The 11,895-nt window shown below is 68.1% G+C and carries 8 protein-coding genes; 5 read left to right on the forward strand and 3 right to left on the reverse strand.

The window, feature by feature from the left end; translation table 11 throughout:
- Window positions 1–57: 57 nt before the first annotated feature.
- Window positions 58–2,400: an amylo-alpha-1,6-glucosidase gene (locus LW587_RS02135; protein WP_232627959.1), complete on the forward strand. Its 2,343-nt coding sequence runs from the start codon at window positions 58–60 to the stop codon at window positions 2,398–2,400.
- A gap of 53 nt (window positions 2,401–2,453) precedes the next feature.
- Here LW587_RS02135 and LW587_RS02140 read toward each other — a convergent pair whose 3' ends face one another.
- Together LW587_RS02140 and LW587_RS02145 are read right to left on the reverse strand one after the other, a co-directional pair.
- Window positions 2,454–3,413 carry a sensor histidine kinase gene (locus tag LW587_RS02140; protein WP_232627960.1) on the reverse strand — a complete coding sequence of 320 codons (960 nt, stop codon included), beginning with the start codon at window positions 3,411–3,413 and terminating at the stop codon, window positions 2,454–2,456.
- A gap of 408 nt (window positions 3,414–3,821) precedes the next feature.
- The gene (locus LW587_RS02145; RefSeq protein WP_232627961.1) at window positions 3,822–5,453 is read right to left on the reverse strand and encodes an ABC1 kinase family protein; all 1,632 of its coding nucleotides are present in this window, start codon (window positions 5,451–5,453) and stop codon (window positions 3,822–3,824) included.
- A 517-nt stretch (window positions 5,454–5,970) separates the two neighbouring features.
- Here LW587_RS02145 and LW587_RS02150 point away from each other — a divergent pair.
- The 4 genes from LW587_RS02150 (at window position 5,971) to LW587_RS02165 (ending at window position 11,542) form a co-directional block, all read left to right on the forward strand.
- Window positions 5,971–7,107, forward strand: a complete 1,137-nt coding sequence (locus tag LW587_RS02150) for a TRAP transporter substrate-binding protein (RefSeq protein WP_232627962.1) — start codon at window positions 5,971–5,973, stop codon at window positions 7,105–7,107.
- 268 nt (window positions 7,108–7,375) lie between these two features.
- Complete coding sequence (locus LW587_RS02155; protein ID WP_232627963.1) at window positions 7,376–8,044, forward strand: TRAP transporter small permease subunit; 669 nt, start codon at window positions 7,376–7,378, stop codon at window positions 8,042–8,044.
- Window positions 8,041–9,777, forward strand: a complete 1,737-nt coding sequence (locus LW587_RS02160) for a TRAP transporter large permease (RefSeq protein ID WP_232627964.1) — start codon at window positions 8,041–8,043, stop codon at window positions 9,775–9,777. Before LW587_RS02155 ends, LW587_RS02160 begins: the two co-directional genes overlap by 4 nt.
- Window positions 9,778–9,925: 148 nt before the next feature.
- The gene (locus tag LW587_RS02165; protein ID WP_232627965.1) at window positions 9,926–11,542 is read left to right on the forward strand and encodes a CorA family divalent cation transporter; all 1,617 of its coding nucleotides are present in this window, start codon (window positions 9,926–9,928) and stop codon (window positions 11,540–11,542) included.
- 155 nt (window positions 11,543–11,697) lie between these two features.
- Here the strand turns inward: LW587_RS02165 and LW587_RS02170 are convergent, their stop codons facing one another.
- The gene (locus LW587_RS02170) at window positions 11,698–11,871 is read right to left on the reverse strand and encodes a metallothionein (protein WP_232627966.1); all 174 of its coding nucleotides are present in this window, start codon (window positions 11,869–11,871) and stop codon (window positions 11,698–11,700) included.
- Window positions 11,872–11,895: the final 24 nt, after the last annotated feature.

The raw sequence follows: 11,895 nt of genomic DNA on the forward strand, positions 1-11,895 counted from the left end.
CGGTCCCGGGCGGGGGCCGAACCGGCGATCCCGGATCAGCGGCAGGAGGCGCTTCGCATGGCGGCACAGGACGACGCAGCAAGAGCCCGACACGCCGAGCAAGAGCACAAGACGCAAGCGGCGTCGAAAACAGGGTTTCAGGACGCGGACGAGGCGCTGCCGCAATATCACATCGAGGCCCAGGCCTCCTTGGTCGAGCGGCCCCTGCGCGCCCTGAAGTACGGCGAAGCCTTCGCCGTGCTCGACAGCTACGGCGACATCGGCTGGTTTCCGGGCGCCGACGGCCTCTACTTCCAGGACACGCGCTACCTCTCGCGCCTTGCGCTCACCATCGAGGACGAGCGGCCGATGATGCTGTCCTCGGCGATCCAGGACGACAACGGCGCGCTCTCCGTCGATCTCACCACCCCGGATATCCGCCTCGACGCGGGCGACGAGACCGCGATCCCGCGCGAACTGATCGCCATCGAGCGCACCAAGTTCCTGTTCAAGGGAACCTGCTACGACCGGATCGGTCTGCGGAACTACGATACCCGCCGCCGCCGCCTGCGGGTCGGCGTGAGCTTCGATGCGGATTTCCGCGACCTGTTCGAGGTGCGCGGCTCGGACCGTGCCCATCGCGGCAAGCGCACGGTGGAGCGGCGGACCGACACCGAGGTGCAGTTCCGCTATGCCGGCCTCGACGAGATCGTGCGCACAACCTCGGTGCATCTCGGGCCGAAGCCCCATCTGCTGGAGCCGGGCAAGGCCGAGTTCGTGGTCGATCTGGACCCCGGCCGCCACACCTCGCTGTTCATCCGCATCGCCTTCGAATCCCACCGCGCCTTCACGAAGGCGCCGGGTCCCGAACGGGCGGGCGAGGCCGCCGCCGCGGCGCTGTCGCGGGCGGCGGGCAGCCGCGCCGACCGGCCGGACCGCGCCTTGAGCGAGGGCCGCATCTTCGCTCGCGCCTACCGCGACAACCGCCGCGACCAGCGGCAGATCACGGCCGGCATCACCACGATCATCTCCTCGAACGACCAGTTCAACGAGGGTCTCTGCCGGGCGACCGCCGACCTCTACATGCTCGCGACTCGGACGCAGGAAGGCATCTACCCGTTTGCCGGCATCCCCTGGTACTCCACGGTGTTCGGGCGCGACGGCATCATCACCGCGATGATGGCGCTCTGGATCGACCCAAATTTCGGCAAGGGCGTCCTGCGCTTCCTGGCCTCGACCCAGGCCAAGGAGGTCGATCCGGCCGCGGATGCCCAGCCCGGCAAGGTGCTGCACGAAACCCGCCGCGGCGAGATGGCGATGCTCGGCGAGGTGCCGTTCCGCCACTATTACGGCACCATCGACGGCACGCCGCTCTTCGTGATGCTGGCGGCGCAGTACCACGAGGTCACCGGCGATCTCGACACGATCCGGGCGATCTGGCCTCAGCTCAAGCTGGCGCTCGAATGGATCGACAACTACGGCGACCGCGACGGCGACGGGTTCGTGGAATACGCCCGCGAGACCGAGCAGGGGCTGGCCAACCAGGGCTGGAAGGACAGCCACGACTCGATCTTCCACGCCGACGGCGCCATGGCCAAGGGCCCGATCGCCCTGTGCGAGGTGCAGGGCTACGTCTACGCGGCCAAGCGCGGCGCGGCCCGGCTCGCGGGCCTGCTCGGGGAGAGCGCGCTGTCGGCCAAGCTCTCGGCCGATGCCGAGACGCTCCGGATCCGGTTCGACGAGGCGTTCTGGTGCGAGGCGATCGGCACCTATGCCCTGGCGCTCGATGGCGCCAAGCGTCAATGCGCCGTGCGCTCCTCCAACACGGGCCACGCGCTGTTCACCGATATCGCGCTGCCGGAGCGGGCGCCCCAGGTCGCCGCGCAACTCCTGTCGAACGACGGGTTCAACGGCTGGGGCATCCGCACCGTCGCCAAGGGCGAGGCGCGCTACAACCCGATGTCCTACCACAACGGCTCGATCTGGCCGCACGACAACGCCATCTGCGCCATGGGGCTCGCCCGCTACGGCCTCAAGGACGAGGCCGCACGGGTGTTCGAGGGCATGTTCGACACCAGCCTCTACTACGACCAGAAGCGGCTGCCCGAACTGTTCTGCGGCTTCATGCGGCGGCGTCAGCGCGGGCCGGTGAGCTATCCGGTGGCCTGCTCGCCGCAGGCTTGGGCGGCGGCAGCGCCCTTCGCCTTCCTGGCGGCCTGCCTCGGGCTGGAGCTCGACCATGCCCGCAACCGCATCCGGTTCCGCAATCCGGTCCTGCCGAAATTCCTCGACGGGGTCGAGCTGTTCAATCTCAAGCTCGGCGCCTCGCGGGCCGATATCCGCCTGCACCGGCACGGTCACGATGTGACGGTGGCGGTGACGCGCCGGGTCGGCGACGTGCAGATTTCGATGCTGAAATAGGCGCCCGGGGCCAGGCGTCGGATCCGAGCCTCGGCCCCGCGGGCCGGGGCGCTTTATCCGTTCGCCCGGTTCTCCGCGGCCACCGCCTCGAAGGGCGCGACCAGGATCAGGACCGCGCCCTCGGGCGGGTAGCGCAGGCGCGCGCTTCCGCCGAAGCTGTGGACGAGGCTGCGCTCGATCAGCCGGGAGCCGAACCCGGTGCGGGTCGGCGGCGCCACCGGCGGGCCGCCGCGCTCCGACCAGCGGAAGCGAAGCCGCTCCTGCCCGGGCTGGCCCGCGATGCGCCAGCTGATGGAGACCCGGCCGGTCTCGTTGGACAGGGCCCCATACTTGGCCGCGTTGGTGCCGAGCTCGTGCAGCATCAGCGCCAGGGTCAAGGCCGGGCGGGGGCCGACGATGACCTCCGGGCCGTTGACCTGGAAGCGCTCGGGCATGCCGTCGCCGTGGAGGCGCGCCGCGCCCTCGACGAGGCCGCGGAGCGACGCGCTCGCCCAATCGCCCTGCATCAACACATCGTGCGCCTGGGCGAGGGCGAGCATCCGCGCCCCGAGGGACTCGGCCGCGGCCCCGAGAGAGGTCGCGTTGCGCAGGGTCTGGGTGGCCACCGCCTGGACGATGGCGAGGGTGTTCTTGAGGCGGTGCTCCATCTCCATCAGGAGCACGCCCTGGCGCGCCTCGGCCTGCCGCTGCTCGGAGATGTCGCGGGCGACCGCGATCAGCGTCCCGTCGGTGACGGGCGTCACCGTCACGTCCCACCAGTTGGCGCCGTCGGAGCCCTGAAAGCGGGCGGTTTGGCCGCAGCGCGCCCGGTCGAAGGCGCCCTGGGCGGCGACCCGGCTTTCGTCGGGAGCCCAACCGGAGACCCACAGGCCGCTTTCCGAAGGGCAGCGCGTGGGCGCATTGGTGGCCAGAACCCGGCCGTCGGGGGCAAGCAGCGCCACGCGATCCGGGCTCGCGGCAAACAGGCGGAGCGCGGTCTCGCCAGCGGAGCCGGGGCGCGGCTCCCGCCGCATCGGTTCAGGATCGGGGGATTCCGCGTCCGCCCAAAGCCGATCTTCGCCCGAGATCGCTGCCCCCCGGCAGCCGTCTTCGGACTCGATCAACGCAAACCCGCCGACCGCTTCGGACCGCATGGTAACACCCCCCTGAGTGCCGCGTCCCTCCCGAAAGCGGGGTGGCGCGCCATGTGAGCCGGAGGGTCCGTGCGATCTGATGTCGGAGCTGCAGCGGGGCGTCGAACCCCTATGGGATCCGCTTCTTGAGCCCGCCGCGCCGCCATTCGGGCCGCGACTCTTTAATGAATTCACGAATAGCAGAACTCACGCCGGCCACAAGGCGATTTTCAGTGTTCGCATAGTTTTCGCGCAGGCCCGCGCCCTGCCTGAATCTTCACAATCCGGGTATCCGCCGACCCCGCTGGGTCAGCGATCACGCCCCAGCAGGATCAGCCAGCCGACGCCGAGGACCGCGACCGTCATGCCGATGATGACGAAGACCGGCGTGCCGAGATCGATCAGCCGGGGGGCGAGCTGGGTCGCGAAGGCGGCCACGACCAGACCCACGGCGACCCGCGCGGCGCCGCGCTCGATGCCGCGGACGAGCTTGTCCATGCCCTTCAGCTCGATTTCCACGGTCACGCGGCCCTGCTTGAGCCGCACCAGCATGAGGTGGATCAGGGTCGGCAATTCCGAGGCGGCGCCGAACAGGCCGGTGCCGAGCGACTCGGCCTTGCGCATGAGCGCGCGCAGGGAGAATTGCGAGCGCATGGAGGCCCGGACGGTGGGCCCGGCGGCGGAGAACAGGTCGAAATTCGGGTCGAGCTGGCGCATCACCCCGTCGGCGGTGACGAGGCCCTTGAACAGGATCGCGAGGTCGGTGGGCATCGCGAGGTCGTTCTCGCGGGCCATGGTCATGAAGTCGGTGAGCACCAGCCCGAGGTTGAGCGGGATCGAGGAATGGGTCTGGACGAAGTTCTGGGCCGATTGCTCGAGCTTCGTCAGGTCGGGATTCGAGGTGCCGGTCCAGTCGAGCAGCGTCGCCATCAGGCCGTCGACGTCCTGCTTGAGCATGGCGCCGATGAGCACGAGCAGTTGCTGGCGCCGTTTCTGGGAGAGGCGGCCGACGATCCCGAAATCGATGAAGCCGATCCGGTCGCCCGGCATCACCAGAAGATTGCCCGGGTGGGGATCGGCGTGAAACACGCCCTCGATCAGGGCCATCCGCAGGAAGGCGTCGCAGCCCTTCTGGGCCAGGACCTTCTTGTCGGCCCCCGCCGTGCGCAGCCCGACGGCGTCGTTGGGCGAGATGCCGTGGATGAATTCCTGCACGAGCACCCGCTCGGAGCACCATTCCCAGTGGATCTTCGGGATGACGATGTCGTCGCGGCCGGCGAAGATCTCGGCGATCATCTCGCAATTGCGGGCCTCGTTGAGCAGATCCAACTCGCCGTTGAGGCCGTTGGCGAGGTGCCGCATCTGCTCCTGGGGCTGGTAACGGGCCATCTCCGGCCATTCCGTCTCGACGATGCGGGCGCCGTGGGCCATCAGGCGCAGGTCCGCCTCGATGACCTTCCGCAATCCCGGGCGCAGGACCTTGACCACGACCTCCTCGCCGGTGTGGAGCCGGGCCCGGTAGACCTGGGCGATGGAGGCCGAGGCGATCGGGTTCACGTCGAACTCGGCGAAGACCTGCTCCGGCGGCGCCCCGAGATCGGCCTCGAGCTGCGGCCCGATCTGCGCCCACGGCACCGGCTTCACCTGGCTGTGGAGCTTCTCCAACTCGTCGGTCCAGATCGGCGAGAGCAGGTCCGGCCGGCTCGCCAGGATCTGGCCGAACTTGATGAAGGTCGGGCCCAGCGTCTCGATCGCCCGGCGCAGGCGCTCGGGCTGGGACAGGCGCGTCACGTCGACCCGCGGCGTGCGCCGTGGGATCAGCGGGATGTTGTGGAGGCCGAGGCGATCCACGATCTTGGTCAGGCCGAAGCCGATCAGGACCGAGGCGATCTCGGAGAGGCGCTGGCGGTCGCGCGCGGCGACGAAGGCAGTCTTGAGCATGCTGGGTCTGGCGTGTCGCGCGAAGCGCCGGCCTGTGCAAGACCCGGGAGGGTCCCCGCCGGGCGCCTCCGCTATGGTCACGCGGGTGGGGCTTTTTTGGGATCGCGCCCGAGGCCGCGCGTCGCGCCCCTCCCTAATCGCGGAAAGTCGCTCGATGGCGCCCCGGCATGCGGGGGGGCGGGCAGGGTGGCGCCTACTCATCACAGTGCACTGCAACAAAGCGATTCGTATCACAATTGACAGTTTGCTGTAGAATCAGGTGTCTGATCCGTCGGAGCCCGGTTCTGTGCAGGGATCGCGGCCGCCGGGGCAGAAACGAGCGAAAGACCGACGGCTGTCGCATGCGCCTCCACGCTGCGGACGGCCGCCCTTCGGCCCGAACATCGGTCGCAGGATGGGGACAAGCGGCCGCACTCGTCACGATCGCCCATCAAAACTGAAGACAAGATACGAAATTCAAGCCTAGTATCCCGCAACAAGCCTGCCGACGAAGGCCGGCGCGTCAGGGAGGACGAGGATGAGTTCACGTGAGCCGACGGGTCGGCGGGCGACACGCCGCCGATTCCTAGGTGTGGCGGCCACGGCCGCAACGGTCGTGGCAGCGCCGACGGTGGTGAAGGCCCAGGGGCCGATCAGCATGCGCTGGCAGAGCACGTGGCCCGCCAAGGACATCTTCCACGAATTCGCCCTCGACTACGCCAAGAAGGTCAACGATATGACCGGCGGCGACCTCAAGATCGAGGTGCTGCCGGCAGGCGCGGTGGTTCCCGCCTTCGGTCTTCTCGACGCCGTTTCGAAGGGCACCCTCGACGGCGGCCACGGCGTGATGGTCTACCATTACGGCAAGCAGACCGCCCTCGCCCTCTGGGGCTCGGGACCGGGCTGGGGCATGGACGCCAACATGCTGATGGCGTGGCACAAATACGGGGGCGGCAAGGAGCTTCTCGACAAGCTCTACGCCTCGATCGGCGCCAACGTGGTCTCGATGCCCTACGGCCCGATGCCGACCCAGCCCCTCGGCTGGTTCAAGAAGCCGATCGCCAAGCCGGACGACCTCAACGGCCTCAAGTTCCGCACCGTCGGCATCTCGATCGACGTGCTCTCGGGCATGGGCGCCGCCGTGAACGCGCTGCCGGCGGGCGAGATCGTCTCCTCGATGGACCGCGGCCTGCTCGACGCGGCCGAATTCAACAACGCGGCTTCCGACCTCGCGCTGGGCTTCTCGGACGTCTCGAAGGTCTGCATGCTGCAGAGCTACCACCAGAACGCGGAATCCTTCGAGATCCTGTTCAACAAGACCAAGTTCGACGCCCTGCCCGAGCGTCTGCGGTCCATCATCGCCAACGCGACCGAGGCCGCCTCGCAGGACATGCAGTGGAAGGCGATCGACCGTTACTCGAAAGCCTATCAGGAGCTGCAATCGAAAGGCGTCAAGTTCTACAAGACCCCAGACCCGGTCCTGAAGAAGCAACTCGACGTCTACGACGAGGTCGTGAAGAAGAAGGCGGCGGACAATCCGTTGTTCCGCGAGATCATCGCCTCGCAGATCGCCTTCGCCGAGCGCACCGCCCGCTGGGAGCAGGACACGGTCGTCAACCGTCGCATGGCGGTCGACCACTATTTCGGCCCCAACGCGGCCGCGAAGAAGATCTGATCCGATCGATCGCGTCGGTGTCCCGCCGACGCCGTCATCGCGAGGGTGAGCGACGCCATCCCAGCAGCGCGACCGGTCCGGATCGCGCGGAGCCTGAGGATCGCGCCCGCTCCGTCTCGCGGTGACGGCGCGGAGGCGGCCCCCGGCGACCGATCGGATCCCGAGCACGACGCCCGCCCGGATCGGGTGCGGCTCCCCCATCGCGACGACGATGCCCGGCCGTCCGGCTCTCACCCCGAACGGCTCTTCACCCGTGCAAGGGTCTCGCATGAGCGTGCAACGCTTCCTCCACGCGGTCGACGCATTGAGCACCTGGGTCGGCAAGGCCGCGGCCTGGCTGATCATCGGGCTGATGGTTCTCATCTGTCTCGAGGTGGTCAAACGCTACTGGCTCAACATGCCGACCGCCTGGATCTACGACGCCAGCAACATCTTCTACGGCACCCTGTTCATGCTGGCGGGCGCCTACGCGCTGGCCAACAACGCCCATGTGCGCGGTGACTTCCTGTACGGGTCCATGCGGCCGCGGACGCAGGCGGCCTTCGACCTCGTCCTCTACTTCGTGTTCTTCATTCCCGGCATCATGGCCCTGATCTATGCGGGCTACGATTACGCCGCTCTGTCGTGGCGCATCGGCGAACACTCGACGACCACGGCGGACGGGCCGCCGATCTACCATTTCAAGACGGTGATCCCGATCGCGGGCGCGCTCATCATGCTGCAGGGCTTCGCCGAGATCGTGCGCTGCATCGTCTGCCTGCGCACCGGTGCCTGGCCGAGCCGCCTGCGCGACGTCAGCGAGATCGACGTCGTCGAGGAGCAGCTCGCCCAGAGCGAGCATGTCGACGAGGCCACGCGGGAATCCGCCATCGCCCGGGCCCACGCGATCGAAGAATCCGCGCGCCAGCGCGGCATGGCAGGGGACCAGACCACATGACCGATCCGGGCCTCGGCCTGCTGATGCTCGGACTGATCGTCGTCGCGATCATGATGGGCTTTCCCACCGCGTTCACGCTGATGGGACTGGGCATCTTCTTCGGCTTCTACGCCTTCTACAATCCGAACGAGGCGTTGATCGACAACCGGATCTTCGACCTGATGGTCCAGCGCACCTACGGCGCCATGACCAACGACGTGCTGATCTCGATCCCGCTCTTCGTGCTGATGGGCTACGTGATGGAGCGCGGCGCCCTCGTGGACAAGATGTTCTACGCGGTGCAGCTCTCGTTCCGGCGCGTGCCCGCCTCCCTCGCGGTCGCGACCCTGATCGTGTGCACCTTCTGGGGCATCGCCAGCGGGCTCGTGGGCGCGGTCGTCGTGCTCATGGGCGTCATCGCCATGAACCCGATGCTCAAGGCCGGCTACGACACGCGGCTGGCGGCCGGCGTTATCACCGCCGGGGGCACGCTGGGCATCCTGATCCCGCCTTCCGTCATGATCATCGTCTACGCGGCGGTGGCGGGGCAGTCGGTGGTCAAGCTCTACGCGGCGGCGATCTTCCCGGGCTTCTTCCTCGCCCTTCTCTACGTCGTCTACGTCATCGGCTGGGCCACCTTGCGACCCTCGATCGCGCCGCGCCTCACCGAGGCGCAGACCCGGGTGCCGGTGGAGGACTGGATGCTCCGCCTCCAGGCCGCCGCCTCGAACAACATGCTGGTCGGCCTGTTCCGAGCGAGCTTCGCCCCGGCCGGGCTCGGCGCCGCGGGCGCCCTGGTTCCCCGCGCGAAGGCGCTGAAGAACTTCGCCACCGCCCTCGTCCCGTTCCTGATGACAAGCGCGATCCTCGCCACCATCTGGTGGTACGTCACGATCTATCAGACCGCCAAACGCGACGACGCGGCGCCGGAGGGGCTGGAAGTGCTCGGCGGCGGCCCGGCGCCCGAGGCGGTCGCGGTCGATGCCGCCCCGGCCATGGGTTTCTACTGGAGCTTCGCCGTCGCCTCTGCCGTGAGCCTCGTGATCCTCGCACGCTACTACCGCCGCATGGATGCGGAGCGGTTCGAGGTCCTGAAGCTCCTCTCCTCCTCGGTGATGCCGCTCGGCATCCTGACCCTCCTCGTGCTGGCGGTCATCCTGTTCGGGATCACGACCGCGACGGAATCGGCCGCCGTCGGCGCCGCCGGGGCCTTCCTGCTCGCCCTGCAGGCGCGCACGCTGAACTGGAAACGGACGAAGGAGGCGGTGTTCCTCACCGCCAAGACGACGGCGATGATCTGCTGGCTGTTCGTCGGGTCGGCCCTGTTCTCGGCGGTCTTCGCCCTGCTCGGCGGTCAGGCGCTGGTCGAGCAATGGGTGCTCTCGCTCGGGCTGACGCCGCTGCAGTTCATGATCCTGTCGCAGGCGATCATCTTCGTCCTCGGCTGGCCGCTCGAATGGACGGAGATCATCATCATCTTCGTGCCGATCTTCATGCCGCTCCTGAAGCATTTCGGCATCGACCCGATCCTGTGGGGCGTGCTGGTCTTCGTGAACCTCCAGGCGGCGTTCCTGTCGCCGCCGGTGGCGATGTCGGCCTTCTATCTCAAGGGTGTCTCTCCACCGCACGTGACCTTGAACCAGATCTTTGCCGGCATGATGCCCTATATGGGGATCGTGATCCTATGCATGATCTTCATGTATCTCTGGCCCGGCATGGTGCTGTGGCTGCCGACTTACCTCTACGGCAATTGAGGGCCTGTCGGGCGCGGGGCCGATCGACCGGACCGCGCCCGATCCCGTTTCGCTGTCACCGATGAACTGTGTTCGGCTGACGGGAGACCTCCTACAAGACTGACGATGCCCCACCGGCAGGCCGATTCTCTGTGACCCGGAGCCGTGGATGTCGTCGGACACGATGGTCGAACACTTCCGTCACATCCTGCTCTGGCCCCTGCAACTCGTTCCGACCGGCACGGAGCCGATGGCCTGCCACTGGCAGCGCCTTGGCCCGCCCTGGCACACCTTGTCCGATCGGTTCGGCGACGGGCATGGGGCGTTCGAGGAGCGTCATTACCGGGAATTCGTCGCGTTCCTGCCCCACGTCCAGCACTTCCTGTACGGGGAGGCCTACGGGCGCGAGGCCGGCCGGGGCTACGGGCCGTCGCCGATCCACGTGGTGCGCCGCGACGACGTGACGGCGGCCCGGGTCGTGCTCGACGAGGGCGATCCGCCGGTCGCGCTCACGGTCGTGCAGATCGCCCTCTCCTTCTTCCACGACCTCGACATCGCGCTGCTCAGCGTCGAACTCGCCGCGGACCGTCTGCCCCTCGCCGTCGCGCAGGATCTGATGTTCCGCGTCGGCCGCACCTACCCGTCCGGTTGGGACGCCGAGGGGCGCGCGCTCCATTGCCCGGCCCGCATGGAATGGCTCGGAGCCGACGGCGCGGTCCTCGCGGCGTCGGATTTCGAGGACCGGGCCCGCATGCTGGCCGCCGTGCGCCGCAACCGCTCGGCCCAGGTCGCGGCCCATTGGGAGTTTCTGCTCGCCCCGATGGTCCCCCACCATTCGACGGTCCCCGGGCCGCTGCGCTACCGGCACCTCGAAGATTACCGGATCCCCGGGATGGGCTTCCTCGCGACCCGCGATCCCTCCGCCATCACCCGCACCGACTATGTCCGCCTGGGGCTCAACACCGGGCCGGGATGCTCGGAGGAACTGCCCTATTCCGACGCCTACCTGGCGCATTTCGAAGAAGAGTACTGCCACGATCGGTTCTTCGATCCGGGCCGGGGGGCGATGTCGGGCCTGCGGCTCACCTGTAGCGGCTGGGGCCTGACCCTGGTGACCGGCACCGCGCCCGCGGCGCTTGATCCGGAGCGTGGGCTGCTCGGCGAGTTCCGGCACCGCTATTTCCAGCTCTTCCTGATCGCGCGGTTCCACAAGGCCGCGCTCCTGATGATGGCCGACCGGCTCGCCGTGGCGGTGAACGCGCTGGACATCACCGACCGGCGCAGCGTGGGCCGCTTCGCGCAAGACATGCGCCTGTCGATGGAGAGCTTCCTGCGGTTCAACCACCGCTACTGGTTCCACCAGGCCTCGAACCAGACCCAGGCCAGCGAAGTCTTCGCGCTGCTCACGGGCAAGCTCGGCACCGAGCGGCTCTACGAGGATGTCCGGCAATCGCTCGGGGCCATGTCGGCCTATCTCGACAGCGAGTCCCTGCGGCGCCAGTCGCGCTTCTTCCTCAAGCTGACCGTGGTGACGATCTGCTTCATGGTGGGCGCGATCACGGCCTCGGTCCTGGGAATGAACGTGCTCGACTTCGCCCACGCGACCCCTGGCGAGAAGCTCGTCGCGGTGGTGCTGGTCTTTGCCGGGGTTCTGGCGCTCACGACCTACACGGTGGTGAAGTCGCGCCGTCTTGCCGCCTTCGTCGACGCCCTGTCGGACGAGCGCATGCCGGTGCGGGGAAAGCTGGGATCGTTCTTCGAGATCTGGCGCAAGGAGGGGCGCTGACGCGGCGCGCCCGTCCGGGGCAGCGGGGCGGACCCCGCCGCGAAAGCCTGATCCGGGCTCCGGTTGATCAAAGCGGAGCCCGGATCAGTCCCGCCCGCGCGGCGTTTGAGCGAAGCCCAAATCCGCCATCCCGAAGGGATCAACCGGATTTGGTATCAGCCGTGGCAGGCGCAGCCGGCGTGATCGCAGCCGCTGTGGTCCGGATGGCCGTCAGCGCATTCGTCGCAGCAGAACGCCTTCTCCTCGCGCTTCACCGCCTTCTCCAGCGAAACCACGCAGACGCAGTCCGGACAGGCGCACTTCACCATTTCGACGTTCACGCTGGTCATGGTCACACCTCGGAGAAAAAACGT

It is taken from the genome of Methylobacterium sp. Leaf118 (assembly GCF_920984675.1).
Classification (GTDB): domain Bacteria; phylum Pseudomonadota; class Alphaproteobacteria; order Rhizobiales; family Beijerinckiaceae; genus Methylobacterium.

Bases quoted from the DNA above. Each gene is read 5' to 3' on its own strand.
- LW587_RS02160 (WP_232627964.1), top strand. From the start codon at position 8,041: ATGACCGATCCGGGCCTCGGCCTGCTGATGCTCGGACTGATCGTCGTC.
- LW587_RS02135 (WP_232627959.1), top strand. From the start codon at position 58: ATGGCGGCACAGGACGACGCAGCAAGAGCCCGACACGCCGAGCAAGAG.
- LW587_RS02145 (WP_232627961.1), bottom strand. From the start codon at position 5,453: ATGCTCAAGACTGCCTTCGTCGCCGCGCGCGACCGCCAGCGCCTCTCC.
- LW587_RS02170 (WP_232627966.1), bottom strand. From the start codon at position 11,871: ATGACCAGCGTGAACGTCGAAATGGTGAAGTGCGCCTGTCCGGACTGC.
- LW587_RS02150 (WP_232627962.1), top strand. From the start codon at position 5,971: ATGAGTTCACGTGAGCCGACGGGTCGGCGGGCGACACGCCGCCGATTC.
- LW587_RS02165 (WP_232627965.1), top strand. From the start codon at position 9,926: ATGTCGTCGGACACGATGGTCGAACACTTCCGTCACATCCTGCTCTGG.
- LW587_RS02140 (WP_232627960.1), bottom strand. From the start codon at position 3,413: ATGCGGCGGGAGCCGCGCCCCGGCTCCGCTGGCGAGACCGCGCTCCGC.
- LW587_RS02155 (WP_232627963.1), top strand. From the start codon at position 7,376: ATGAGCGTGCAACGCTTCCTCCACGCGGTCGACGCATTGAGCACCTGG.